Origin of the sequence: Aquirufa esocilacus, from assembly GCF_042715595.1 — a bacterium.
Lineage (GTDB): Bacteria > Bacteroidota > Bacteroidia > Cytophagales > Spirosomataceae > Aquirufa > Aquirufa esocilacus.
Genome location: NZ_JBBKXX010000001.1, coordinates 26,979 through 53,609, shown reverse-complemented (window position 1 = coordinate 53,609; position 26,631 = coordinate 26,979). Strand labels below are relative to the sequence as shown.

Genomic DNA, 26,631 nt, shown 5'->3' with positions numbered 1-26,631 from the left:
GGGCTAGGCCCCTAAATCAGTTCAAATATTAATTGTGATGTGTAGCGTAGTTTTGGTTAACACTTAAGCCGATTTCGTCGATGCTGTAAGTTAACTCATCAATTTTCGCTGTAAATACGTTGTATGCAATGATACAGATCGCTGAAGTACCGATACCTAAAGCCGTATTGATTAGGGCTTCAGAGATACCATTTGCTAAAGCGGATGAATCAGTTGATCCACCTGAATTACCTAATGACGCGAAGGCCTTGATCATACCAATTACCGTTCCTAATAGACCGATCAAAGTTGATACGGATGCTAAAGTTGCGATGATTGTTAAGTTCTTCTCTAACATTGGCAATTCTAATGAAGTAGCTTCTTCCACTTCTTTGCTCAATGCAGCTAATTTTTGCTCTTTATCTAAAGACTTTTCCGTAGTTAACGCTTTGTATTTTTTGATTGCAGCTAAAGTAACATTACCTACAGATCCTTTTTGCTTATCACAAGCTTTCAAAGCACCTTCCACATCGTCTTTGTCTAAAGCTGATTGTACTGAACGTACGAATGTATTCACATCTCCAGTTCCTTTAGCTTTACCGATTGTGAACATACGCTCGATGGAGAATGTTAATGCAGTTAAGAAACAAGTCATCAAAACTGGCACGATAACACCACCTTTGTAAACTACACCAAAGTAGTCACCTGGAAGTGGGTGTCCTTCATTTGTTCCACCTTCAAAGTGAGAGCCATCACCCATCACAAAAGTGTAAATTGCAATTGCAATTGCAAAAAGGACAATTAGAATTAAACCTGCAGAAATACCGCCAGATTTTTTTTCGGTTGCAGCTGGCTTAGCAGCTGGCTTTGGTTGTTGTGTACTCATTAGTTTGGTAATTTGGGGTTAAAGAATTATTTTTTAATAAAACTTGTAGAAAATGCGGCGATCGTAGTTTTCATAGTTTAGACTTTCGCTTTCTTTTCGTTAAAGGCAAAAGTAATAGAATTCTAATATAATTTTCATCCTTTAAATAATCATTGTAGGCTTCCTATCAGAGCACAGACGAAAGACTATTGTATTAATCCGATATTTTCTACTGATATCTGATAATTTTAGGGTACTATTTTGGGATTAATGAATTATAAAAAAATTGAAAAAAAATTAAATTTTGTTTAGAATTTCCTGATTAAAACTAATTAATGGCTTACTTTTGAAAGTCAAAATAAACACTATGATCGACTCCCCATTCAATCCCAAAGGCCCCCGTGCTTCCACTAGAAGCAAGGACCATGTGAGCTTGAAAGAAGCGATCGAATCTCTTTTACGCGTATACAAGCTGCAAAACAAATACGATGAAACGTATATTGTAGCCCATTGGGAAGAAATAATGGGAAAACCGATCGCTGCGCGAACAACCAAGGTCTTTATTAAGGATAAAAAACTCTTTTTAAGCATCGATTCCGCTCCTTTAAAAAAAGAATTGCTGATGGCAAAGCAGAAAATGATTGAATTATTGAATAAAACGGCTCAACAAGACATTATTGCAGAGGTCGTTTTTCTGTAAACAAGTCCCAAGCCAACCACAGCCACACTCCGAATAGAGGCAATATCATTAAGGCTAAAGGATTGATGATTTCATTCCTTATATAGGCCGGAAATAAATCCGTGGGAGAAAAGCTCGAAATCAACAACGTAAAGATCAACATTGCCCAGCGCTCTTTGGTTTTTTCTCCTAATACAAACCAGATCCCAACCGCCGGAAAAGCCATCACTAACGTAGGGGATTCCGTGCCAGTACTTGCTAACATTATATAAAGAAGAACAAAGGCCAACATGCGCAGTCTAAAGTCTGGGTCTATCCACTTCTTTGGTTGGAAGAACAAATACATGTTTAAAAGCATCGATGGAATCAGGAACCATAGATTGGAAATATTCGGATCTCCTGTCCAACGACGAACCATTCCCATCACACAGACATCTGTACGAATATTTTTAATGTTCTCGTTTAATTCGTTTTTGTGTGCCAAGATGCCCATCCAGTCACGGTAGGTTTGGATTCCATAGTCAAATCCACCTAAGGCCAAAGGAATAAAACCAATCACAAGAAGCCAGAAAACGAAATAAGCCGCGAAACGAATACGATCTTTGGCAAAAAAGAAAAAAGCTAAACCTACCACCCCATACAACTTAATATAGATTCCTAAAACGATCCAAAGTGTCGCCCAGAAGTAATTTTTCTTCTCCACGCAGATATAAGACCAAATAATCAAGGCCAAACAAAGGGCATGAAACTGCGTATTTAATAAGGCCGTAATGGACGAATTCAACACAATCCACGTAATCGCAACCCGTTTGTTTTCAACGATAGGCAAGTGCCAAAGCGTCACAAATAACACTACCGAATTCAACACATTCCATAAAACAACACTCGGGCCATCTGGTAGGATCGAAAAGGGTGCCATCAGAATGGCGAAAATGGGACCATATAGATATAAGTCGAAATACTCCTTAGGGTATTCCAAATACAAAGGCATCCGATGGATGAAATGACCGAAACTCGCTTTGAAAATTTGAAAATTATTAATGTGCGAATGAACAGCACTCAAGGAGAATTGTTTCCAGCCAGTCACTAAACCTGCCAGCGCCCAAATAATCAGTAAGGTGGATTTCTTATTCATTATTCTCTAGCATTTTCGCCATTGTGGTAAATTCTCCCTCCCTTTTCATCTGCTGCAAAAAAGAACGCAATTTATCCCGTAAAGGCCCATTATGCCCCCTTTTTACGTGAGATGGGAGCGGATATTTGCTCAAATCAGCGAATTCCCAGGGATGGAAATAGATATTCAAGAACCCCTGCTTACGTAAAGTTCGCTTCGCTAAAAAAGTATAGATCCAAAGCGGGAAGTTCTTAAATGCCAGCCAAAACAGCGGAATCCGCAACCAAGGACTCACCGACGCGGGAACATTCCATAGACCTTTATCAAAGAATGGTTTAGTCGGTTTGTCACGGTGATCATAGCGACCCGGAATCCAGGTAGGATTTAGAGACGAATGGTAGGAATAACCCGCTTTCAAAATCTCAGATTCCTCCACATACTGCATTCGGGCCATCCGGAAACCAGTGATGGGTTTTCCACTTAATTTTTCTAGTAAATCTTTAGAGCTTTTTAGGTCCGTCGAGGCGTCAAAATGTCCGTGAAAATAGCCATGAGAGGCTAATTCGTGACTTGGCTTCAAAGACTTGATCCAATTAGTATTGTTTTCAGCGTAAACGCCCGTACAGAATAGAGTGACAGGTACATTGGCCTCCTCTACGATCTGCATGAAATGACTTAGCCCCTCTTTAGAAATAGCCAACTGTTCCTCTAACGGAATCGTGAAACCGTATTCCAAAGGAATATCACATTCTTCCACATCTATCGTGATTAGAATTGGGTTCATTTTTCGCGTTTTCATCGGTCGCATTTTCATCGGTCGCCGCTAAATAAGATGGAGGCAAAATTCGCTAACTCGGTCAAAATCGTTTTGGCGCGCATCGTCGAAAACACAATTCCCTCACGCGCCTGAACATAGATCCACTGAATGCGTATGTCAGATCTTTTGGAGGCTAAAACTAAAAACTCCATATCAAACAGAAAAGCTGGAATCCGGGTCTTTAAGAAGACTTCCTTGCCTTTTTGGTTGAACCCTTTGAGTCCTGACTGCGTGTCTTTGACCTTCAGCTGAGGAAAAAACAAATAGTTCATCACCTTCAACGAAAGGGAAAATATTTTACGCCCCAGAGGCAATTGATCATAATATTGTTCGTCACGCACCCCCACGACCACATCCGCGGCATCCGTGGAAAGCAGTCGAAACATCTCCACTGCATTAGTCATTATGTAAGGATAATCGGCATCGGTATAGATGACCCATTTACCTGTGGTTTGGCGGACCGCATCCCGTAAAGCGCCGCCTTTCCCCTGATTGACAGGAGAATCGATGTAGGTAAAACCAGTAATTTTTTCGGACAACAAGTGTATATCCTCCGGACGAATCCCTGATTTACTCCCATCATTCACTAAATACATATGAATGCTCGTTGCTGCCGGAATTGCCTCTTTAAATAAGGTATAATAGTGCACTAATTCCTCCGCCCAGCCCGGATGCGGGTTGTAAATAGGGTGAACAAGATTTAAATCTGCTGGTGCGATAGGAAAAGATTTTTTACAATATTACGAAATTTAGCCCTTGAGGATCCTAAAAAAAAGCAGATATTTACGCCATGACTCGGATCATTCCCCCGTATTTACAGCCAGGCGACGAAGTCGCTATTCTATCTCCTGCCTCTTTTCCTCCCACGGAAAACTGGAAACAGGGTGTGGAGGTGCTAGAAAGCTGGGGACTTAGGGTGCGAAATGCGCCAAATTACTTGTCTCGTCATTTTGGCTTAGGCGGCACAGATACGGAACGTTTATCCGATTTACAGCAAATGCTGGACGATCCCTCGATTAAGGCCATTTTCCCGATTCGGGGTGGATATGGGTCGTCCCGTTTATTAGATTCATTGAATTTTTCGGGCTTTAAATCGAGTCCCAAATGGATCGTTGGTTTCTCTGACATTACCGCCCTCTTATGTGAGGTTGATCGCTTAGGTTTTGCCAGTATTCACGGCCCTATGCCTCATAATTTTTGCCAAAAAGGCGGTGAGTCTGCCTTGCAAAACTTGCATAGTGCGCTCTTTGAGGGCGTGGTTTCGGTATCAGCTCCGACGCACCCCTTGAACCGCTTGGGCGAAGCCTCCGCGGAGATCATTGGCGGAAATTTATCCCTTTTATGCCATTTAGTGGGCTCCCCTACTTTCGGGTCGACTGATGGTAAAATCCTATTTTTAGAAGAAATAGGCGAACGCTTGTACCACGTGGATCGTATGCTTTTGCAATTAAAAAGAGCTGGTTTATTTAAAAACCTAGCCGGCCTGATCGTGGGTGGATTTACAGATTGCAACGAAGCGAGTTTGACGATTGGAAAAACAGCTTTTGAGTTAGTAGCCGAACATACTTCAGGCACTTCATTCCCTATAGCTTTCGATTTTCCAGCGGGCCATATTCCTAACAACCAGCCATTGGTTTTTGGTGTAAAAACCAGGTTCTTGGTAAATTCTCAAGGTACTCAGTTAACTGATATTTAATACGATTCTTTCCCCCTAACATTGTGTCTTAAACGACCACTATGTTAGCAAAGACTTTTGGCAGTGCCCTCGTAGGCATTCACGCCTCCATTATCACCATTGAAACCCATGTAGGACAAGGATCCAAATGTTACCTAGTGGGCTTACCCGATTCCACCATTAAGGAATCCATTCAACGCGTCGAATCCGCCATCAAGCAAATTGGCTATTTCTTTCCTCGCCGAAAAGTCGTCATCAACCTCGCCCCTGCGGACATCCGCAAAGAGGGGTCCGGCTATGACCTCCCCATTGCCTTGGGATTACTACAAGCGTCTGAACAGACAAAAATGATCGGACTTTCTGACTATCTAATTATGGGAGAGCTATCATTAACCGGAGAAATTCGCCCCATCAAAGGCGCCCTTTCTATGGCCATCGAGGCCAAAAAACAAGGTATCAAATCCCTGATTCTTCCTCGAGAAAATGCGACCGAAGCCGCCTTAATTGATGGTATATCCATATATGGAATGGCTAATTTACGGGACACGATTCGCTTTTTACATGGAAGAACTCAAGCGGCTGTGAAAGCGCCCAGCACGGCACAACCAACCATCCACTACGAAGACGATTTTTCTCAAATAAAAGGTCAAGAAAAGGCCAAACGGGCGATCGAAATTGCCGTAGCTGGCGGACACAATTTACTTTTAGTCGGGCCTCCGGGTGCCGGAAAAACGATGATGGCCAAACGAATTCCCTCCATCATGCCGCCAATGAGTCAAAGTGAAATCATCGAAACAACTCAAATTCATTCCATTGGAGGCAAGCTGAGCACAGAGCTGCCGCTCATAACGGAAAGACCTTTTCGTGCCTTGCACCACAGCATCACAGCGCCAGCTTTAATAGGAGGGCGAACAAATCCTCAACCTGGCGAAATTTCGTTGGCACATCAAGGGGTCTTATTTCTAGATGAACTCCCAGAATTTCAACGCCACGTATTAGAACTTTTACGACAACCATTGGAAGAACGAAAAGTGCCTATCTCCCGCGCTTACGGCACCGTGGAATTCCCGGCCAATTTTCTATTAATCTCCGCAATGAACCCCTGCCCCTGCGGCTATTTCAGGCACCCTGATAAACCCTGCACGTGTAAACCATTTCAAGTAGACCGTTACCTCCATCGAATTTCCGGTCCCTTATTAGATCGCATCGATATGCACCTAGAAGTCTTTCCATTAAAATACCCGGAGATGTTTAATTCGCAGGTAAGTGAATCAAGTGCTGAGATTCGCGAACGGGTCATATTCGCTAGAGCCATTCAAAAGGATCGTTTTCTACAGCAGCCGAAAATACGAACGAACTCGGAAATGAACGCAGAACAAGTACAACAGATTTGCTTCCTTAATACAGACTCCACCTTACTCCTACAACGGGCCATTGAAAAATTACAATTGTCCGCAAGAGCGCATGACCGAATTTTAAAAATGGCGAGAACGATAGCCGACTTAGCAAAATCATCCTGCATTGAAGCCAAACATCTAGCGGAAGCCATCACCTATCGAAATTTAGATAGGGAAAATTGGTCCGGGTAATTGCGTTTTTCGGCGAAAAAGCCTACATTTAAAGTGATAATTTAAAATCGTACATGAGAAAATTTTCCCTTGGAATCCTTGCCTTGTCAGTGACTCTTTTTACTAGTTCTTTTACGCCTGCACAAGGTGAAGAGGATTGGAAAGATGTTTTCAAAAAAATCAAAGAAGAAGTTGAATTACATTCTAAAGCATACAGCTCTTTGGGAGATGCTTGCAAGACAATTGGTCATCGATTAACCGGAAGTGAAAAAGGAAAAAAGGCAGAAGAATATGCCTTTCGTTTGTTAAAAGAATCCGGATTTAAGGATACGAAGTTTCAAGGATTTCAAGTAGAGGCTTGGGCACGAGATACGGTCACCTTGTCCATAGCACCTCCTAAATCAGATGATTTCAGAGAGGTTCCTGTAGTTTCTTTGGCAATGACTCCCGTAGATGCGAACATACAAGGAACTATCGTTGATTTAGGCAATGGCTTAGATACAGACTACGTGGGAAAAGACATAAAAGGCAAAGTAGTATTAGCGAATATTGGACTGCTTGATGCTCCATCCGGAACGAAAAACCTACACCGATCTGAAAAGACCGCTTTGGCTATCCAACACGGCGCTATCGGGGTGATTTTTGTTAACACTGTAAAAGGTCAAGTGCTATTAACAGGTACGGCCTCAGTAACCGGAAATTTGATTTCCATTCCGGCTGTATGTATTTCGCTAGAGAATGGGACTGAAATCAGAAATTGGATGAAAGATCAACCAGGTTTGTTGAGTTTGATTGAAATGCATAATGTAAGTAAGCCAATTAAGGCGCGTAACGTAGTGGCAACTTTAAAAGGGACGAGTTCGAAATTAAGAAACGAGAAAATTATCATTGGTGGCCACTTGGATTCCTGGGATCTTGCGACAGGAGCGATTGATAATGGCATTGGTTCTTTCTCCGTTTTAGATGTAGCTAGAACGTTTAAAGCACTTGGATTAAGCAGCAAACGGACTATCGAATTTGTCGCTTTCATGGGCGAGGAAGAGGGATTGTTAGGCTCTAAAGCTTATGTTGAACGGGCGAAAAAAGTAGGAGCTTTAGATGAGGTAGTCTATATGATCAACTTAGATATGACGAATAATGTGAATGGTTTTAACGGCGGAGGTCGAGACGAAATGCTCCCCTTATTGAAGTCAATTGGTGATCAAATCAAGGCTATTGACGCAGATTTTGGCAATCAAATCGCTAACGAGCCCGGTTTACACTCTGACAACCAGACTTTTTTAATGGAGGGTATTCCAGCAGCAGATCCTTTGGGAAAATTAACGCGCAGTGTACTAGATTGTTACCATGCAAACTGTGACGATTTTAGCTTAGTGAATAAAAAAGAAATGGAAAATACGGTAAAATATACCGCCATGCTTTTGTATGCCTTAGGGAACGCAGAACGAATTCCTGCTAAGAAATTAGACTTTTATTCGACGAAACAATTCTTCATTAAACATAACCTCCGCCATGAACTTGAATTAGGGAACGAATGGCGTTGGGGGAATGACTAAAAAATTAGCAGATTTCTATTATTTTTACGTTTAAGAAAATTTGACATTATACCATGAGTAGCCCGAACCCATCCTTTTTTGACCATCAAATCGAAGTAGTACCAGAAACCTCTTTCAAATCCATCATTAAAGTGATCGGTATTGGGGGGGGAGGATCCAATGCGGTAAAGCACATGGATAACCTAAAAATTAAAGGTGCTGACTTGATTATCTGCAATACAGATTCTCAGGCCCTAGCCTCTAATACGGTAAAAACGAAAATTAAATTAGGAGAACAAGGTTTAGGGGCTGGTACAGACCCAGAAGTAGGTAAGCAAGCTGCTCAAGAGAGCCAAGAGAAGATCAAAGCCGTTCTTTCTAACGAAACACAAATGGTATTCATCACTGCCGGAATGGGTGGAGGAACGGGTACTGGTGCAGCTCCAGTGGTGGCAGAAATCGCGCGAGACCGCGATTTGTTAACGGTGGCGGTTGTTTCATTCCCGTATAATTGGGAGGGTAAAGAGAAGATCCAATATGCAAGAGAAGGCATTGAAGAGCTAAAAGCGTATTGCGATACGGTTTTAGTAGTGATGAACGATAAAATTTCTGAACACTACAAGGATTTAGCGGTTAAACATGCCTTTGCGAAAGCAGACGATGTGCTTGCAAAAGCGGTGAAATCAGTAGTAGATGTGATCGCCAAACCAGGTGACATCAACACGGACTTTATGGACGTGAAAAAGGTGTTAAGAAAAGCGGGGCAAGCGATGATGAGTTCTGCTTTAGGAAAAGGAGAAGAGAGGGCTAAAGCAGCGATAGTAGAAGCATTAAATTCGCCATTACTTAATTCTCAAGAGATCAAAGGGGCTAAGCGAATCTTAGTAACTGTTTCTACGAGTAGCACAAAAGATTTATTGATCTGGGAAAAAGATGCGATCATTGAATACCTAAATGAACGCATCGATGCGCAAGCTGATATGGTTAAGTTTGGTTTCTCTACGGATGAAGATTTGGGAGATGATTTATACTTAACAGTCATTGCGGCAGGTTATGAGCAGGATTCTAGCGGTATGGATGGAGGAATGCGTAAAGTGGTGAAGAAATCAACCCCTGTTTTCTTAAACCCGGGCGACAGCATCGAATTAGATGGAGAATTAGAATCAAAAAACGGTAGTTCTTCAGATTCTGAGGAAGTACGTTTCGCTCAAATGATTGAAAAATTCAAAAGTGGCAGCATGCCTGAGGCTGAATTTAAAATCCCTACTTTCAAGCGTACAGAAGTAGGTTTATATGACATTTCGACCATGCCTGAAAAAGCATGGCAAACAACGGAGTTATTCGCTGAATAGCCCCTGGATTTTAGAGATAGCCGCTCGGATGATTTCTTCACTCGAGTAGGCTACCTCGAATTCCGAAATCTCCTCAACCCCTCCCATAGAAATCCCTGGTCGCCTATATTCCATTTCAGAATTACGGGTAGTTCGCGCACTCAGGTGAATAGCATCCACACCTATTTGAACAAAATCCAAGCAATTGACGGGATTCACGCCACTGCCAGCCATAATTTGGATCCGGCCTTTAGAGGCTGCTACCATTTCCGATAGATTTTCGATACCATCCAACGCTTTATTTTTCCCTCCAGAAGTTAATATTCGATTAAAACCGAGGGCAATTAATTCCTCCATCACCTGTATTGGATCTCGAGACACATCGATCGCCCGATGGCATGTCAACTCTCGATTTCCGGCTATTTTTCTAAATGCCTGCAAGAATTCGGTATCCAAACTTCCATCCGGATTCAGCGCACCTACCACAAGCCCATGAACACCTTGTGAAATCAAAGAGCTAGCTTCCGCTAACATCGTTTGCTTCTCTGTTTCATCGTAAACGAAATCCCCTCCCCTCGGTCTGACCATCACATGAATCTCTAAAGTGGTCTGCTTTAACGCTTGTTCCACCAGACCTGCGCTGGGTGTCGTTCCTCCCTCCCAAGGGGAAGCACAAAGTTCTACCCGGTGTGCACCAGCTCGATCAGCTGCTAGACAAGAAAACAAAGAATAAGCACAGACTTCGACTGAAACGGGAGTAGATGAACGCATAAAAGGTGGTTTAAATCAAGGTTTTGATAATTAATGAAAATTTAAAAAATAAATCTTTCATAAATACATTTTTATTTTACTTTTGCACTTAGGAAAGGTTTACGTATAAGAAAAACCTCCGTGTATTTTTGAAATAAAAATTAGCTATAAATTATGTATTGGACACTAGAACTTGCCTCCTATTTAGAAGACGCGCCATGGCCAGCGTCAAAAGACGAATTAATTGACTTCGCAATCCGTACGGGTTCACCTTTAGAAGTAGTGGAAAACCTACAAGAATTAGAGGACGATGGTCAACCATTCGAAAGTATTGAAGAAATTTGGCCGGATTATCCGACAAAAGACGACTTCTTCTTTAACGAGGACGAATATTAGAATTAAGAGGCGAAAGCCTCTTTTTTTATGGCCTGTAGTTTTTCTGCAAGAGCCTCATTTCTAAGTGAAATACCCCAACGACGCGCCAACACATCATCCCAAGTGACCGCCATTTCTTCTTTTTTCAGATAATCCAATTCCCCGACAAGGTAAGGAGCACCCACTAGTAAACGTTCTGCTCCATTTGCATACACTTCGCCTGCCGCGGGGCCGTATAGTTCCGTTAAATGAGCAGCTATATCCTCAGGCACTCCGGAAGGCAAGGAAACAGCATTCGCCGGTTCGAGCGAATGATCTTCCGTCAAACAAGGGCTCACCGGAACGCGGAGGACTTCTTTTTCAAGTTCATTTAGCGTATCTGAAGCCATAACGCGGTAAGTAGTCCACTTCCCGCCCATAATACTCACTAATTTGGAACGTCCATCCACTTCGACTTCATGATCGCGCACTAAGGATTTTGTATCCGTATTCATCGCTGAATCCAGCTGTACTTGTAAGAGCGGTCTTTGGCCTACAAAAGTAGCACTGATATCTCCCAAACTTGCTTTCTTTGCCGAATACCGATTAAAATACGAAATCAGGTATTCCCTTTCAGCCTCCAAAATAATTGGATTCTCCGATAAGGTATCTGGATCATCAGTCGTCCCTACGAGGACTGAACCACGCCAAGGAATCACAAAAATAACCCGACCATCATCCGTTTTGGGAATCAATAAGGCCGTTTCTCCTGTCCAAAACTCAGCCGGCAACACAATATGAGCACCACGACTCACTTTCATTCGAGGTTTTAAACGCGGATTTGCGAGTACCCGAACGGAGTCCGTAAAGGGCCCCGTAGCATTCACCACGGCTTTAATAGGAATGGTATAAGAAACCCCAGAACACAAATCTGAGAAAATAACTTTCTTTATTTTCAAGCTCTTATGGCCCAATTCAAATGAATCCAACCGGGCGTAATTCAGAATACAAGCACCCAATCGTTCTGCTTCTTTTAAAATCGCTAAGGCATAACGGGCATCATTTAATTGTCCGTCATAATATAAAACGCCACCTCTCAAATGATGTGATTCAATAGACGGAAACTCAGCTTGGATTTCATTTTTGCTCAAACCACGACTTGGTTTCAAGTTCGTACTTCCCGAAATTTTATCGTATAACCACATACCAACCCGGTAGTACCAGCGCTCCCAGCGGGTATAACAAGGGGTTAACAGACCCAGGGGATGAGCTAAGTGTGGGGCATTCTTAAGCAAAGTCTTTCGCTCGTGTAATGCTTTGTAAACCATTTTGAATTGATGCCAATCTAAATTCCGAACCGCTTGTTCTAGGTAACGAACGCCACCGTGGACTAGTTTAGTCGATTTAGAGGATGTTTGGCTGGCAAAATCGCCCTTTTCGATCAAGAGCACTTTGTAGCCGCGCAAGGTTGCGTCTAACGCTACTCCGGCACCCGTCGCGCCTCCTCCAATGATACAAATATCAAAAGACTCTTGGAGTTTTAGGAGCTGGTCAGGGCGATTAAAGGACATATAGCTTTATTTATTCCCAATTTGAAAAATAAAATGCAAAAGATTCCATTAATGTGGATAAAAATGAAAGAGATTTTATAATTTTGCAGTCCTTTGGCACCTATAACAATCTGCCAAACGAATTAATGACCCTTATGGCAAAGAAAGAAAAAGAAGAATCGATTGAGATTATTGAAAGTCCAGAAGCACTTCAACAAGAAGTTTCTAAAGTGACTGAACTTGTAGACAAGAATAAAACAAGCGTTGCAACGATTTTAGGCGTAGTCGTAGTACTTGTAGCGGCTTATTTTGGGTACCAATGGTATTCTGCAACGCAAGATGCAGAGGGAGAGAAGAAATTATTCAAAGCAGTTTATGCCTTTGAATCAGATTCTTTAGCGGCTGCAGCGAAAGATTTAGCTAAAGTATCGGATGAGTTTGGTGGAAATACACAAAACTTAGCGGATCTATATTTAGGTATTACCTTGTTAAAGCAAGGTAAATTCGATCAATCGATTGAGAAATTGAAAAACTTCTCTAGCTCGGATTTATTAGTTCAAGCACGTGCTTACTCGTTAATCGGGGATGCCTATTCAGAAAAGAAATCATTTGCAGATGCGATTGATTACTATAAGAAAGCAGCGGAGCACAAGCCAAACAAATTCTTCACTCCTACGTATTTGTTGAAATTAGCGAATGCTTACGAAGCAAATAAACAAGTGAAAGAAGCAGTGGATACGTATTCTATCATCGTAGAGAAATACGGTCAATCGGCTGAATCGATCCCTGCGAAGAAATACAAAGCGATCTTAGAAAGCTCTATCTCTGAATAATTTTTAGAACAGATTATAGGATGAGGGATAAGGGCTTGAGCTTTTATCCCTTGTTTTTTTAACCCCCTTTTATGTCTTCAGCGTTAAAAAACTTAAGCGATTTTACGACGGATAATCTACCGGATGTTTCGGGCAAAACCTTTGCCATCGTCGTATCTGAATGGAATACCGACGTGACCCACGCCTTGTATTCAGGGGCCTACGATACGCTATTAACGTATGGGGCCAAAGAAGAAAATATTATAAGTGCCAAAGTGCCAGGTAGCTTCGAATTGAGCCTAGGTGCTCAGAAGATGGCGCAGCAGACGAACATTGATGCCGTCATTTGTTTAGGCTGTGTGATTCAAGGCGAGACTAGACACTTTGATTTCATTTGCCAGGCGGTGGCGGATGGGATCACGCATGTGAGTTTGAAATATGACAAGCCGGTGATTTTTGGTGTTTTAACGCCTAATACGCAAGAACAAGCAATGGATCGCGCAGGCGGCAAACACGGAAATAAAGGCGATGAGGCAGCCATTACAGCCATCAAAATGTTAGGAATATAATACGAGAATATATGCAAGTTTGGAAATTTGGAGGTACCTCCGTAGGAAAACCCGAGAGAATGAAGTCTATCCGTCAACTAATTACGGAAGATGGCCAACCGAAAATCGTGGTACTTTCTGCTCTTTCTGGCAGTACGAATACCCTGCTATCGATTTCAGAATCGCTCAACGCGGGTAATCCGTCAGAAGCAAAGTTGAAAGCAAGCGAACTACGCGCGCATTACGATCAATTCTTAACTGAGTTATACAGTACTCCTGCGGGACTTGGTCAAGGCCAGGCAATCGTAGCTAAGGAGTTTGCATTTATTGATAGCCTAATCGCTACTTCGCCTTATACGGTGAAGCAGGAAAAGGAAATGGTGGCCTTAGGCGAATTGCTTTCTACCCAAATTTTCGAAGCATTCTTGCAAGAAGAAGGCATCAGCTCAGCCTTATTGCCTGCCTTGGATTTCATGGTGATCGATGAAGACAACGAGCCTGTATTGAAAATAATCGAACAAAAATTAGCCACCGTATTAGCTCCGGTGAAGGATAAGCAAATCTTCGTGACGCAAGGCTTTATCTGCCGGAACCCAGCTGGGGAAGTGGATAACTTGAAACGTGGTGGATCGGATTATACGGCCTCTTTGATTGGCGGTGCGATTCAAGCGGAGGAAGTACAGATTTGGACAGACATCGACGGGATGCACAATAATGATCCACGTATTGTTAAGAATACGTTCCCTATTCGTGAGTTATCATTCGCTGAGGCAGCAGAATTAGCGTATTTTGGAGCTAAGATTCTACACCCAAGCACGATTACGCCAGCTAAATTGAAAGGCGTTCCGGTTCGGTTGAAAAATACGATGGAGCCAAGTGCTTTTGGAACACTAATTTCCGAAAAATCAACCGATGTGGAGATCAAAGCGATTGCCGCAAAGGATAATATTACCGCGATTTACATTCACTCGACGCGTATGCTGAATGCCTATGGCTTCTTAAAACGCGTATTTGAAGTGTTTGAAAAATATAAAACGCCAGTCGATATGATCACGACTTCAGAGGTTTCTGTGAGTGTGACCATCGACCAAACGACGCACCTAGATGCGATCATGAGTGAATTACGTGAATTCGCTGAATTGGAAGATCCAGATATGAACCAGGTAATTGTTTGTATCGTGGGTAACTTCTGGGCAGATAAAGAAGGTATTGCCATTAAGGTATTAGAGGCGATTAAGAAGATTCCTATTCGAATGATTTCGTATGGCGCTTCGGAGCACAACATCTCTTTATTAGTGGATGCTTCCCACAAAAATGACGCATTAAACGCATTAAACGAAGGACTTTTCTAAAAACCGAGCTATGTTAACTTTACCCTTTATTCGCGCGAATCAAGAAACCACGATCGCCGGTTTACAAAAGAAGCATGTTGCAAATGCTGCTGAAATCGTCTCAAAATTGATCGCACAAGACGATCAACGCAAGGCACTTTTGCAGCAAGCTGAATCCGCATTAGAGAAATCAAATGCTGCGGCGAAAGAAATCGGGGCTTTAATGCAATCCGGTCAAAAAGAATTAGCAGAGGGCAAGCGTGCAGAGACTTCTGCCTTGAAAGCATCGATTAAGGAGATGGAAGAGGCTGCCAAAGCAGCAGAAAAAGAGTTAACTGATTTATTGGTCACTTTACCAAATCTTCCGCACAGTTCCGTACCGCAAGGTAAAACAGCGGATGACAATGAGGTGGTTTTAACTTGGGGTTCTCTACCAGAGCTCCCAGCGGACGCACAGCCTCACTGGGATTTGATCAAGAAATACGATATCATCGACTTCGATTTAGGCAATAAGATTACGGGGGCGGGCTTTCCAGTTTACAAAGGGAAAGGGGCTCGTCTACAACGTGCTTTAATCAATTTCTTCTTAGATGAGGCGATCAAAGCGGGTTATTATGAGATTCAACCGCCCATCTTGATCAATGAAGACTCTGGTTTCGGGACAGGACAGTTGCCCGATAAAGAGGGCCAAATGTATGTCACGAAAGAAGAGGGTTTATTCTTAATTCCTACGGCAGAGGTGCCTATCACGAATTTATACCGGGATGTCATCGTGAATGAAAAAGAATTGCCAATCAAAAACGTGGGCCACACACCTTGCTTCCGTCGTGAAGCCGGATCTTGGGGTGCACACGTGCGAGGCTTGAACCGCTTACATCAATTTGATAAGATCGAAATCGTTCAAATCCATAAACCAGAAAACTCGTATGCGGCACTAGAGGAAATGTCTCTACACGTTCAAGGATTACTTCAAAAGCTAGGATTGCACTACCGCGTCTTACGTTTATGCGGTGGAGATATGGGATTTGCTTCCGCCTTAACCTATGACATGGAGGCTTGGTCAGGCGCTCAAAACCGTTGGCTAGAGGTAAGTTCTGTCAGTAACTTCGAAACCTTCCAATCGAATCGCTTGAAGTTGAGAACGAAAATCGATGGAAAATCGATCTTATGCCATACGTTGAATGGATCGGCTTTGGCCCTACCTCGTATTGTGGCGTCTATCTTAGAAAACAACCAAGGACCTGACGGAATCAAGATTCCGGAAGTTTTAGTTCCTTATACGGGCTTTACGCACATTAACTAAAGCCCCTCAACACTCAATCGGAAACCCTCGCCGTGCAGATTCAATAGCTGGACGCGAGGGTCTTCTTTTAGCATCTTGCGCAGTTTGGTCATATATACGTCCATGCTTCTGGCATTGAAATAAGTATCATCTCCCCAAATCAGTTTCAAAGCATAACTTCTGCTCACCGGACGACCTAGATTTTCGCACAAGAGTTTCATTAATTCGTTCTCTTTAGGCGTAAACTTCAATTCTGTATCGCCAATACTTAATCGCATTTTTCCAGGGATGTACGTATAATTACCTAAGGCAATTTCCTCCGCTAAACTAGGTACTGACTTGTCGGAATGGCTTCTGCGCAGAATAGCCTCCATTCTAGCGACCAAAACCTCCATGGAAAATGGCTTGGTTAAATAATCATCTGCCCCTACTTTAAAGCCTTGCAAGGTGTCTTCCTCCATTGACTTTGCTGTTAGGAAAATGATGGGCACTTGCTGGTGGTTTGCTCTGATGTCTTTGGCCAAAGAGAAACCATCTTTCTTAGGCATCATCACATCTAATAGGCATAAATCAAAAGCCCCTTTTACAAATAGATCCAATGCTTCATCACCATTCTGCGCCCAGGACACGGAATAGCCTTTCTTCTTCAAGAATTCGGTTAACAATAATCCTAAGTTTGGATCATCCTCTGCGACTAATATTTCAGGCGTTTTTGACATATGGCAAATAGATTTCAAAGGTACTACCGTCCCCTAATTTACTTTTTACTTGAACTTTACCACCGTGAGCTTCCACGATTTTTTTTACATAACTAAGACCTAATCCAAACCCTTTCACGTTGTGTACGTTGCCGGTAGGCACACGGTAAAAAGCATCGAAAATATTATTCAGCGCTTCTTTCGGCATTCCCATTCCTTGATCTTTCACCGAGATCAATATCCCGGCATCCTGAGACTCTGCCTTAATATCCACCCTCGGATTTGCGGGGCTGTACTTCACCGCATTATCAATTAGGTTATTCAAGACATTCGAAATATGTACTTCGTCCACTGAAATGGTGGTGGGTAGATCATTCAATTGTAAGGACAAAGTCCCGCTGACAGAATCGAATAAAGGCCCATTGATCTCTGCTACGTGTTGTATCAGCGCAGCTAGATCGACGGCCTTACGTTTAAGCGTGATTTCCTCCCGTTCCATTTGGGCTGTTTGTAATACGCGTTCCACTTGTTGTCCTAAACGGGTATTCTCCTCTTTGATAATTCCCAAATAACGCAGCATCGACTCATTTTTCCCAGGCTTCAATTCTTCCTGCAACAACTGAGTCGCCAATGAAATCGAGGTAATCGGCGTTTTAAATTCGTGAGTCATGTTATTGATGAAGTCATTCTTCACTAAGGCAAGTTTCTTTTGGCGTAAAATAGTTAAAACAGCGAAGTAGAAACAGCCAATCATGACCATCAATAACAAGCCGGAACCAGCTAAACTTAAACCCATGGTTTGCCAGATATAAGACGAGCTTTCTGGAAAATAGATTCGCAATAAATCCTGGGAGGGGTGAAGATCATTAGGGAAAAGTGCCGCCGTAAAGACCGCTTTTTGAGACTTAATTTCTGGAGATGAGGTATACACCCATTTTGCAGGCGAAGTCTGGATTCCGAACGAATACGATAAATTTACCCCTTTATCGACTAATTCTTTACGAATTAAACTATCTAAATACCCGGGCTGAATACGTTGCAATATAGGCCTATCTTTGAATAAGAAATCTGAGAAAACTTCTTTAGCTAATTGCGTCTTCTGAAGTACTTTTTCCAAATCTTGACGTTCGGACTTTTCTTTGGCTAATTGCGCTTGTGACAAGGCATTGCGATCTCCCAAATTTTGAATTTGCTGGTTTGAGCGCTTGCGCATTTTTCGAATTGCTCTCTGCTGCTCTCTTTTCAATATCCGATTCATCTCAGCCTCCGCGCGCATTCGCTGCCTTGCCTCCTCTGGATCTTCATCTACTGTATATTCTTCCGTCACCTCAGCTAATTGTCCATTGGGTAACATGAATGATTTTCGCACAAAAATGACATCTTGGCGGGGCGGGGACAAAACAGGATGCTCCTCTTGAATCGCAGGAGCACTTTCAACGTATACCGGGGCGGGTTTTGTTTTGGGCTTGGATAAAGTTGCCAAGCTTTCGAATTTTTTTTGCCGTTCTGCCAAAACAACGATTTCTTGTTTTTCTAATTTCCTAACCACTTGTTCCAGACTGTTGCGAACGTCTTTGGCGAAATTCTCTCGCTTAGTCTCTAACATAAAACGTAACCAATAGGCCTGAAACCCTATTAATCCTAACAGGGCAAACGACATCAAGGCAATCAGTAAACGTATTTTTCGTTTTGACATAGTGAAAATAATTCCATGCAAATGTAATGGATATTAAGCAGCCGCTCATCACATTAACAGTCTTTAACATCTAGTAAATGGAAGCTTTTTGTAAGTTTGCACCGGATCAAAAACCAAAATTCATGAAATACCTATTCATCACTGCCTTAGCCGCTTGTATTTCTACAACTGCTTTCGCACAAGAGAAAAAAGAAGCGACCGTAAAAATCGTAATCAACGAAAACGGTAAAGAACGCATCATCGAGAAAAAATTCAGCGACCTAGATCAGGCAGATGCCGAGCTTAAAAAATTAAGCGATTCGCTAGATATCAACGTAACTACCTCTGGTGGGAAGAAAAAAATTGTTCGCGTAGACGTAAACAAATCCCACTCCCGCATGTCAGATCAACCAGGTAATGTCATCATCGAGAAAATCGAAGGTGGTGCAGAGGGAGGTGCAGACAAGCGGGTGATCATTCGCCGCGGTGGACCAGGCATGGCTCCAGGTGCTCCAGGTGCTCACGGAGCTCACGGAGGAGATGCTAATGTGATGATCTTTCGCGGAGAAGGCGGTCCTGATGGGGTAGAAAAAGAATTCAATATTGAATTGGATGGCCCGATGGGTGGTCCAATGAAAGGCTTAAAAATGCTGAAAGCTTTAGGAGAAGGTAATGGTTCTAAAACCATCCACGGTCTTTCTGGAGAGCAAAATCAACCTTTCAATGGCAAGCTAAATGTTCATTTCACAACTCCTACAAAAGGGAATGTAACGATCGCTGTATCTGATGTGAACGGAAAGGAAATTGCAACCGAAACAGTGAAAGATTTCCAAGGGGAGTACTTAGGTCAAATTGACTTAAAGAAAGCCGCTGTAGGCGTCTATTTCTTGCGCGTAACACAAGGAAATGACGGCGCTGTTAGAAGAGTAGAAGTAAAATAGTCCGCTTAAGGTTTGAGAATGAAAAAGCCTGGAGATTTATTTCCAGGCTTTTTTTATTATTTCCCCATGTTAAAGAGAACAAAGGCATACGAGTCAGCCGTCAGTTCAATCAACTTCGCTGTATTCGAAGAACCGTGTCCGCTATTCGTATCAATTCGAATAATCATTGGTTTAGCAGCAGTATTCTTCTCCTGCAGCGTGGCCGCATATTTGAAAGAGTGAGCAGGCACCACACGATCATCATGATCCGAAGTGAAGACCATTGTTGCCGGATAGTTCATCGCCTTAATGTTGTGCAAAGGCGAATAAGCGTACAATGCCTTGAATTCCTCTGCGTTATCGCTGCTACCGTAATCCGCGACCCAGTTCCAACCGATAGTGAATTTCTGGAAACGTAACATATCCATTACGCCCACACCCGGCAAAGCTGCCGCGAACAAATCTGGACGTTGGTTAATAGCAGCACCTACTAATAATCCGCCATTCGAACGACCAGAAGCCGCAAGATAGGTTGGCGAAGTGTATTTTTCGCGAATCAAATATTCTGCTCCCGCAATGAAATCATCGAACACATTTTGCTTTTTCAACTTCATTCCTGCTTCGTGCCATTTCTCCCCATACTCACTACCGCCACGCAAATTCGCCACCACATAAATGCCGCCTTTTTCTAACCAAGGAATAAGGCTAGCCGAAAAAGCGGGAGTAGAACTGATGTTAAATCCGCCGTAACCGTACAAGATGGTTGGATTTTTACCGTTCATTTCAATGCCCTTTTTGCTCACAATGAACATGGGAACTTGGGTGCCGTCTTTCGATGGATAGAACTTCTGAACGACGGTATAATCAGTTGGATCAAAGGCCAAGGTTGGTTTTTGGAAAACGGTCGACGTATTCGTCGCTAAATCATAGCGGTATATCGTGGGTGGAAAATTGAAAGAAGAATAGGTATAGAAAGTGAATTTATCTTCTTTCTCCCCGCCAAATCCACCCGCATTTCCTAGGCCAGGCAAACGAACAGATCCCAATTCCTTTCCATTGTAATCGTAGCTAATTACGCGGGATGTCACATCTTTTGAATAATTCAAGAACAAATGTTTCCCCACCGTATTAACTCCTTGTAAGGGCTCCGGCTTTTCAGCAACGATGGTTTTCCAATTTACTTTTTCAGGATGCGCCGGATCCACGCGGACAATTTTCTTATTCGGTGCTCCCTCGTTCGTTTCTAAGATCAAGATGTCTCCATCATTATCCACCATACTGAAATCGTATTTACCCGGCTCAGCTACGACTGGCTTGAATTTCGTTTCTTTTTTAGCCGCATCCATGATCCACAAGGCATTTCCATCTAAGCCTTTCCCGCGATCCGAAATCGTCAAGAACGCAAAGCGCTCATCATCCGAAGTGCTGACTGTGTGGAATCGTTGTGGATTTTTAGGGTCCTCATAGATCAATTTATCTTTCGATTGCGGAGTTCCTACCGTGTGAAACCAGACTTGGTGGTTCTCGTTTTTCGTACTTAATTCTTTTCCTTTACCCGGTTCTGGATAACGTGAATAGAAAAAGCCATTGCCTTTCCAGGCCACGCCACTCACTTTCACCCAGCTCAATTCGTCTGCCAAATTATTACCCGTTTCCATATCACGAACGTAGTACGTTTGCCAGTCACTACCGCTTAAGCTTAATCCTACGCAAGCGTATTTTCCCTTTTTATCTAAAGAAAATACGGTCAAACGAGTGGTTCCTTCCTTCGATAAGGTGTTCGGGTCGATGACTAACTCAGGTTTTCCGTTCAGACCTTTTTGGCGATATAATACCGATTGGTTCTGTAAACCGGAGTTCTTGTAGAAATAATACCATTCTCCTTTGCGAGAAGGGGCAGATATTTTCTCGTAATTACTAAGTGCCTCAATGCGCTTTTTGAATTCTTCGCGTAGCGGGATTTGGTTTAAATAACCAAAGCTAACTTCGTTTTGCGCTTTCACCCACGCTTTTGTTTCTTCACTATTATCGTCCTCTAACCAGCGGTATGGATCCGCAACTTGCGTTCCGTGGTAATAGTCGACGTGATCGATTTTCTTTGTTTGTGGGTATTTCATTTGGGCCAAAGCACTAGCAGAAACTAACATCATTCCTGCGATGAACATTTTTCTTGTTGACATAGGTATAGATTAAAATAGCGATCCTGTTTCAGCTCTAGGCGCAATCCCCACGTGGCGATACGCTTTCTCCGTTGCTTCACGCCCTCTAGAGGTACGCTTTAAGAATCCCTCTTGTATTAAAAAAGGTTCGTAAACTTCTTCTATGGTTTCTGCCTCCTCGCCGCAGGCAGTGGCAATCGTAGTTAAGCCCACAGGACCTCCCTTGAATTTCTCGATGATGGTCAAGAGGATGCGGTTATCCATCTCGTCTAGGCCATTTTGATCTACGTCTAAGGCATTCAAGGCAATCTCAGCAATCTTCACGTCGATGGAACCGTTGCCTTTCATTTGGGCGAAATCACGCGTGCGGCGAAGTAAATTATTCGCAATACGCGGTGTACCACGGCTGCGTCTAGCAATTTCATAGGCCCCTGATTCATCAATGGGCATGTCCAAAATGGAGGCAGAACGCTTCACGATTTTGGTCAATAAAGCGGCGTCATAATATTCTAACCGCGCATTAATCCCAAAACGCGCACGCAAGGGTGAGGTCAAAAGACCCGCTCGTGTTGTCGCTCCAATTAAAGTAAAAGGATTCAAACCAATCTGGATGCTGCGTGCATTAGGACCCGAATCCAACATAATATCGATCTTGTAATCCTCCATTGCGGAATACAGATATTCCTCCACGATGGGATTCAAGCGGTGAATTTCATCAATAAATAAAACGTCGTAAGGTTGCAAATTCGTCAGCAAACCGGCTAAATCAGAGGGTTTGTCCAAAACTGGACCAGACGAAATCTTCAAACTTGAACCTAACTCATTCGCGATAATGTGCGACAAGGTGGTCTTTCCTAGACCCGGAGGCCCGTGCAATAAAACGTGATCCAATGCTTCCTCGCGCGCTTTCGCAGCTCCCACAAAGATTTGTAGGTTATCAACAATCTTACCTTGGCCTGAAAAATCCTCAAAACTTAAGGGGCGTAAGGCTTTGTCAAACTCCTTTTCCTGTGGGTTCAGCGATTCTGCATCCCCGGTTAAATAATCTTCACGCATCGTTGAATTGTCAAATTGAAATCAAAGATAATTTTTTTATTGAGAAGATTTTATAGTTTTGGAAAACCAAAAGAACAACCTCAACCTATGTCATCTATTTTCATCGGCGAACTCGCCGGAACAGCTACCCTATTATACCTCGGAAATGGCGTTGTCGCCAATATGTTATTAAAAGATACCAAAGGCAATGGCACTGGCTTGTTAGCTATCGCGGCGGCTTGGGCCTTTGCGGTTACGGTTGCGATCTTTGTTTCGACTTATTTCGGAAGCTCTGGGGCTCACTTAAACCCCATCGTAACCATTGCAGGTTGTGTAAAATCCGGGGATTGGAGTTTATTTCCTACGTTCATTGGAGCGCAGCTGTTAGGAGCGATGTTAGGTCAACTATTGGTTTGGTTACATTACAAGCCACATTACGATGTGACAGAAGATAAAGGGGCCATTCGCGCTTCGTTTTGCACCGATCCAGCCATCAAAAATACCCCATTCAATTTTATATCTGAAGCTTTCGCTTCTGCCCTAGCGGTAGTCGCTTTAGGCACTTTCTCTACGATTGAAACGGGTTTAGGGCCGTTTATGGTCGGCATTTTAGTGTGGGCGATCGGCCTTGGTTTAGGTGGAACGACCGGTTATGCCATTAATCCAGCACGTGATTTAGGACCGCGTATTATGCACGCTATTTTACCGATTCCCAATAAAGGGGATTCCGGCTGGGACTATGCTTGGATTCCGGTGTTAGGACCAGCGGCGGGAGCTGTATTAGGTGCCTTTATTTTGACCCTCAATTAATACATTATGTACGTAGGATCGATCGATCAGGGAACCACGAGTTCTCGTTTTATTATATTTAATAAGGCCGGAGAGATTATTTCGGTAGGCCAAAAAGAGCACCAACAAATCTATCCCCAAGCGGGCTGGGTGGAGCACGATTCTCACGAGATTTGGAAAAATACCCAAGAGGTGATCGGTCTGGCGCTCGGGAAAGCGAACCTTTCTGCGAAAGATTTAGCGGCGGTAGGCATCACAAACCAACGCGAAACGACGGTCGTTTGGAATAAAAAAACGGGCAAGGCATACTATAATGCGATTGTTTGGCAAGACACACGCGTAGGTTCTGAACTAGCGGAATTAGCCAAGGACGGCGGAATGGATCGTTTTAGAGCGAAAACGGGTCTTCCATTGGCTACCTATTTCAGTGGATTAAAACTACGCTGGTTATTAAATAATATTGATGGATTGAGAGCGGATGCGGAGAAAGGCGATGCGCTCTTCGGTACCATGGATACGTTCATCGCTTGGCATTTAACGGGCGGAGTTGATGGCGGGATTCACATCACAGATGTAACCAACGCGAGTCGTACCCAATTAATGGACTTGCAAACCTGTGCCTGGGATGAGCAGATTCTGAACGTATTAAGCATCCCTAAAGCAATGCTTCCGGAGATTAAATCCAGTTCTCTAGTTTATGCGAAAGCCAAAGGAGTACTTGGCGGCGTTCCGTTAGCGGGAATTTTAGGCGATCAACAAGCGGCTTTAGTAGGCCAAACATGTTTCGACCCAGGCCAAGGAAAAAACACCTACGGGACTGGCTGTTTCTTATTAATGAATACCGGAACGAAAGCGATTCCATCCCAATTTGGCCTATTAACTACGGTTGCGTATCAATTAGGCAATGAACCTGTTCATTATGCCTTAGAGGGATCAGTGGCCATTACGGGGGCTCTGGTACAATGGTTGCGCGATAATTTAGGTATCATTAAACACAGTCCAGATATCGAAAAATTAGCTAAGTTAGTGGATGATAACGGTGGATGTTATTTCGTACCTGCTTTCTCTGGCTTGTATGCGCCCTATTGGAAACAAGATGCGCGTGGTGCTTTAGTAGGCTTAACACGATTCATCAACAAATCACATATTGCCCGTGCAGCCCTAGAGGCAACGGCTTTCCAAACCTGGGAAGTGCTGGAAGCAATGGAAAAAGATGCAGGCATACCTATCGCCTCTCTTCGGGTAGATGGCGGAATGGTCGTGAATCAATTGTTGATGCAGTTTCAATCTGACATTATCGGAGAAGAGGTTATCTGTCCAAAGATTATCGAAACCACAGCCCTAGGCGCAGCGTATGCGGCTGGACTTGCCGTGGGTTATTGGGCTAACTTAGATGATCTACGAAAGAATTGGGGCATTGCGCATACCTGGAAACCAGCGATGGATTCCGATAAGCGAGCGCATTACCGAAAGCAATGGAAGAAAGCGGTGACTAAAACCTTTGACTGGGAGGAGTAGTATTTGCGCGGGTCATTCCATAAGCTGGGCAAGCGGCTTGTCTCGAACAAGAGATTATTGCGCAAGCTAAGGCCAGAATCAAGATTCCTTTTTTCATCTTAAACAGAAGCTAATTTTGCTTTAGCAGGTGCGTCTTTCTTCGAGGCAACTGGCGCGGGCGTTTGTTGGTAACCCAAAATATCTAACATTGGTTCGCTCTTTTGCTCCTCTGAAAACAAGCGAGTCGTAATCGTTCCGTCTTCTAAACGATCGATAATCACGTGCTTAGGCGCTGGAATCAAGCAGTGTTGAATTCCGCCATAACCTCCTAATGATTCTTGGTAAGCACCCGTGTGGAAGAAACCGACGTATTGACGCTCTGATTCCTCTTCAAAAATAGGCAAGTATAAATCGGAGCTATGCGCTTCTGTATTATAGAAGTCCATGGAATCACAAGTCAAACCGCCAAGGTTAACCTTTTGATACGGCATGCCCCAGTTGTTCACTGGCAACATGATATATTTCTGGTTCATACCCCATGAGTCAGGCAATTGCGTAATGAATGATCCATCAATCATATACCAAAGCTCCTTGTCATTCTGTAGCTTTTGGTCAATAATCTCGTATAAAACAGCACCACTTTCTCCTACAGTGTAGGATCCAAACTCTGTAAAGATATTAGGAACAGGCACGTTGTTTTTATTGCAAATCCAAGAGATCGACTCCACGATTTCATCAACCATCGCTTGGTAATCATAATTGAATTGCAAAGAGGTTTGGATAGGTAATCCTCCACCTAAATCGATCGAATCCAATTCAGGACAGATCTTTTTCATTTCGCAGTATTTGTAAACGAAACGGCTTAATTCAGACCAGTAATAGGCTGAATCTTTAATCCCCGTGTTGATGAAGAAGTGTAACATCTTCAAGTTAAAACGTGGATTAGGCTTGATTTTTTCGTTGTAAAGCGTATTTACATCAGAATAACGAACTCCTAAACGAGAGGTATAGAAAGCGAAATCTGGTTCTTCATCTGTCGCAATACGAATAGCGATGTTCACTTTTTCAGCAGTCACCGATTTCTCGTAGAAATCGATTTCTTTCAGGTTATCTAAAACGGGGATACAATTGAATCCTTCGTTGATTAACTCCGAAATATATTGGGTGTACAACGGCTGCTTGTAGCCATTGCACAGAATGTAAGTCGATTTAGAGATTTTCCCTTGGTTGTACATGTCACGAATGATGGGAATATCAAAGGCGCTAGAGGTTTCTAAGTGTACATTTTGCTTCAAAACTTCCTCTAAAATGAAAGAGAAATGTGACGATTTCGTACAATAGCAATAGGTATAGTTTCCTTTGTAATTGTACTTTTTGATCGCATTTCTAAAGAGAAGTTTCGCATTCTCGATGTGTTCTGAAATTTTAGGCAAATACGAAACCTTTAAAGGCGTTCCGTATTGCTTAATGATTTCCATTAAAGGCACATTGTTAAACAACAATTCATTGTTCTCATTGATATTGAACTCCCGAGTAGGAAACTCGATGGTTTGGTCAATTAGATCGATGTAATTTTTCATCCTTCTGTTTAAATGTACCCGAGTTCACCTCGAGTTTGTGGAAAAACGTGCAAAACTGCAATAAAAGTATGTACTTTGCAAGACAAAT

24 protein-coding genes are annotated in these 26,631 nt (G+C 42.9%); 13 read left to right on the top strand and 11 right to left on the bottom strand.

Annotated features, from left to right (window positions below):
* Nucleotides 1-28 precede the first annotated feature (28 nt).
* A complete protein-coding gene (locus SKC37_RS00220) occupies nt 29-865 on the bottom strand; it encodes a MotA/TolQ/ExbB proton channel family protein (RefSeq protein WP_377979526.1) in 837 nt (278 codons plus the stop codon).
* A gap of 346 nt (nt 866-1,211) precedes the next feature.
* Between SKC37_RS00220 and SKC37_RS00215 the strand changes: the two genes are divergently transcribed.
* The gene (locus SKC37_RS00215; RefSeq protein ID WP_377979524.1) at nt 1,212-1,544 is read left to right on the top strand and encodes a DciA family protein; all 333 of its coding nucleotides are present in this window, start codon (nt 1,212-1,214) and stop codon (nt 1,542-1,544) included.
* On the opposite strand, the gene SKC37_RS00210 is transcribed toward SKC37_RS00215, so the two are convergent.
* Genes SKC37_RS00210 through SKC37_RS00200 form a run of 3 tightly spaced genes read right to left on the bottom strand, consistent with a single transcriptional unit; the run spans nt 1,519 to nt 4,050 of the window.
* A complete protein-coding gene (locus SKC37_RS00210) occupies nt 1,519-2,658 on the bottom strand; it encodes a glycosyltransferase family 87 protein (protein ID WP_377979523.1) in 1,140 nt (379 codons plus the stop codon). The two genes, SKC37_RS00215 and SKC37_RS00210, sit on opposite strands and share 26 nt — an antisense overlap.
* On the bottom strand, nt 2,651-3,421 hold the full coding sequence (locus SKC37_RS00205) for a polysaccharide deacetylase family protein (RefSeq protein WP_377979522.1): 771 nt from the start codon (nt 3,419-3,421) through the stop codon (nt 2,651-2,653). Before SKC37_RS00205 ends, SKC37_RS00210 begins: the two co-directional genes overlap by 8 nt.
* A gap of 26 nt (nt 3,422-3,447) precedes the next feature.
* On the bottom strand, nt 3,448-4,050 hold the full coding sequence (locus SKC37_RS00200) for a glycosyltransferase (RefSeq protein WP_377979520.1): 603 nt from the start codon (nt 4,048-4,050) through the stop codon (nt 3,448-3,450).
* 194 nt (nt 4,051-4,244) lie between these two features.
* On the opposite strand from SKC37_RS00200, the gene SKC37_RS00195 reads away from it, so the two are divergent.
* Genes SKC37_RS00195 through ftsZ form a run of 4 tightly spaced genes read left to right on the top strand, consistent with a single transcriptional unit; the run spans nt 4,245 to nt 9,584 of the window.
* Complete coding sequence (locus SKC37_RS00195) at nt 4,245-5,150, top strand: S66 peptidase family protein (protein ID WP_377979518.1); 906 nt, start codon at nt 4,245-4,247, stop codon at nt 5,148-5,150.
* A 41-nt stretch (nt 5,151-5,191) separates the two neighbouring features.
* The gene (locus SKC37_RS00190; RefSeq protein WP_377979516.1) at nt 5,192-6,718 is read left to right on the top strand and encodes a YifB family Mg chelatase-like AAA ATPase; all 1,527 of its coding nucleotides are present in this window, start codon (nt 5,192-5,194) and stop codon (nt 6,716-6,718) included.
* Between the two features lie 53 nt (nt 6,719-6,771).
* Nucleotides 6,772-8,253, top strand: a complete 1,482-nt coding sequence (locus SKC37_RS00185) for a M20/M25/M40 family metallo-hydrolase (RefSeq protein WP_377979514.1) — start codon at nt 6,772-6,774, stop codon at nt 8,251-8,253.
* Between the two features lie 53 nt (nt 8,254-8,306).
* The gene (gene ftsZ, locus SKC37_RS00180; protein ID WP_377979512.1) at nt 8,307-9,584 is read left to right on the top strand and encodes a cell division protein FtsZ; all 1,278 of its coding nucleotides are present in this window, start codon (nt 8,307-8,309) and stop codon (nt 9,582-9,584) included.
* On the opposite strand, the gene SKC37_RS00175 is transcribed toward ftsZ, so the two are convergent.
* Complete coding sequence (locus SKC37_RS00175; RefSeq protein ID WP_377979510.1) at nt 9,570-10,334, bottom strand: copper homeostasis protein CutC; 765 nt, start codon at nt 10,332-10,334, stop codon at nt 9,570-9,572. The genes ftsZ and SKC37_RS00175 overlap by 15 nt on opposite strands.
* Before the next feature lie 153 nt (nt 10,335-10,487).
* Between SKC37_RS00175 and SKC37_RS00170 the strand changes: the two genes are divergently transcribed.
* Nucleotides 10,488-10,709: a DUF2795 domain-containing protein gene (locus SKC37_RS00170; RefSeq protein ID WP_130895915.1), complete on the top strand. Its 222-nt coding sequence runs from the start codon at nt 10,488-10,490 to the stop codon at nt 10,707-10,709.
* A 2-nt stretch (nt 10,710-10,711) separates the two neighbouring features.
* Here SKC37_RS00170 and SKC37_RS00165 read toward each other — a convergent pair whose 3' ends face one another.
* Nucleotides 10,712-12,238, bottom strand: coding sequence for a glycerol-3-phosphate dehydrogenase/oxidase (locus SKC37_RS00165; protein WP_377979509.1), 1,527 nt, complete (start codon nt 12,236-12,238; stop codon nt 10,712-10,714).
* 134 nt (nt 12,239-12,372) lie between these two features.
* Here SKC37_RS00165 and SKC37_RS00160 point away from each other — a divergent pair, with 134 nt between their 5' ends.
* From SKC37_RS00160 to serS, 4 genes are all read left to right on the top strand, one after another.
* Nucleotides 12,373-13,050, top strand: coding sequence for a tol-pal system YbgF family protein (locus tag SKC37_RS00160; protein WP_377979508.1), 678 nt, complete (start codon nt 12,373-12,375; stop codon nt 13,048-13,050).
* 71 nt (nt 13,051-13,121) lie between these two features.
* On the top strand, nt 13,122-13,598 hold the full coding sequence (gene ribH / locus SKC37_RS00155; protein ID WP_377979506.1) for a 6,7-dimethyl-8-ribityllumazine synthase: 477 nt from the start codon (nt 13,122-13,124) through the stop codon (nt 13,596-13,598).
* An 11-nt stretch (nt 13,599-13,609) separates the two neighbouring features.
* Nucleotides 13,610-14,929: an aspartate kinase gene (locus SKC37_RS00150; RefSeq protein WP_377979505.1), complete on the top strand. Its 1,320-nt coding sequence runs from the start codon at nt 13,610-13,612 to the stop codon at nt 14,927-14,929.
* A gap of 10 nt (nt 14,930-14,939) precedes the next feature.
* Entirely contained in the window at nt 14,940-16,211 is a 1,272-nt protein-coding gene (gene serS / locus SKC37_RS00145; RefSeq protein ID WP_377979504.1) for a serine--tRNA ligase, read from the top strand.
* On the opposite strand, the gene SKC37_RS00140 is transcribed toward serS, so the two are convergent.
* Nucleotides 16,208-16,909, bottom strand: coding sequence for a response regulator transcription factor (locus SKC37_RS00140; RefSeq protein WP_377979502.1), 702 nt, complete (start codon nt 16,907-16,909; stop codon nt 16,208-16,210). The genes serS and SKC37_RS00140 overlap by 4 nt on opposite strands.
* On the bottom strand, nt 16,893-18,584 hold the full coding sequence (locus SKC37_RS00135; protein ID WP_377979501.1) for a sensor histidine kinase: 1,692 nt from the start codon (nt 18,582-18,584) through the stop codon (nt 16,893-16,895). Before SKC37_RS00135 ends, SKC37_RS00140 begins: the two co-directional genes overlap by 17 nt.
* Nucleotides 18,585-18,706: 122 nt before the next feature.
* On the opposite strand from SKC37_RS00135, the gene SKC37_RS00130 reads away from it, so the two are divergent.
* Nucleotides 18,707-19,504 (top strand): T9SS type A sorting domain-containing protein, encoded by a 798-nt coding sequence (locus SKC37_RS00130; protein ID WP_377979499.1) that lies wholly within the window; start codon nt 18,707-18,709, stop codon nt 19,502-19,504.
* 56 nt (nt 19,505-19,560) lie between these two features.
* On the opposite strand, the gene SKC37_RS00125 is transcribed toward SKC37_RS00130, so the two are convergent.
* Both SKC37_RS00125 and ruvB read right to left on the bottom strand, forming a co-directional pair.
* Nucleotides 19,561-21,663 (bottom strand): prolyl oligopeptidase family serine peptidase, encoded by a 2,103-nt coding sequence (locus SKC37_RS00125; protein ID WP_377979497.1) that lies wholly within the window; start codon nt 21,661-21,663, stop codon nt 19,561-19,563.
* Nucleotides 21,664-21,672: 9 nt separating this feature from the next.
* Nucleotides 21,673-22,698 carry a Holliday junction branch migration DNA helicase RuvB gene (ruvB, locus tag SKC37_RS00120; protein ID WP_377977487.1) on the bottom strand — a complete coding sequence of 342 codons (1,026 nt, stop codon included), beginning with the start codon at nt 22,696-22,698 and terminating at the stop codon, nt 21,673-21,675.
* Between the two features lie 87 nt (nt 22,699-22,785).
* Between ruvB and SKC37_RS00115 the strand changes: the two genes are divergently transcribed.
* Both SKC37_RS00115 and glpK read left to right on the top strand, forming a co-directional pair.
* Nucleotides 22,786-23,487 carry an MIP/aquaporin family protein gene (locus SKC37_RS00115; RefSeq protein ID WP_377979496.1) on the top strand — a complete coding sequence of 234 codons (702 nt, stop codon included), beginning with the start codon at nt 22,786-22,788 and terminating at the stop codon, nt 23,485-23,487.
* A gap of 6 nt (nt 23,488-23,493) precedes the next feature.
* Nucleotides 23,494-24,984 carry a glycerol kinase GlpK gene (glpK, locus tag SKC37_RS00110; protein WP_377979495.1) on the top strand — a complete coding sequence of 497 codons (1,491 nt, stop codon included), beginning with the start codon at nt 23,494-23,496 and terminating at the stop codon, nt 24,982-24,984.
* Nucleotides 24,985-25,082: 98 nt separating this feature from the next.
* Here glpK and SKC37_RS00105 read toward each other — a convergent pair whose 3' ends face one another.
* Nucleotides 25,083-26,543 carry a type III PLP-dependent enzyme domain-containing protein gene (locus tag SKC37_RS00105; protein WP_377979494.1) on the bottom strand — a complete coding sequence of 487 codons (1,461 nt, stop codon included), beginning with the start codon at nt 26,541-26,543 and terminating at the stop codon, nt 25,083-25,085.
* Nucleotides 26,544-26,631: the final 88 nt, after the last annotated feature.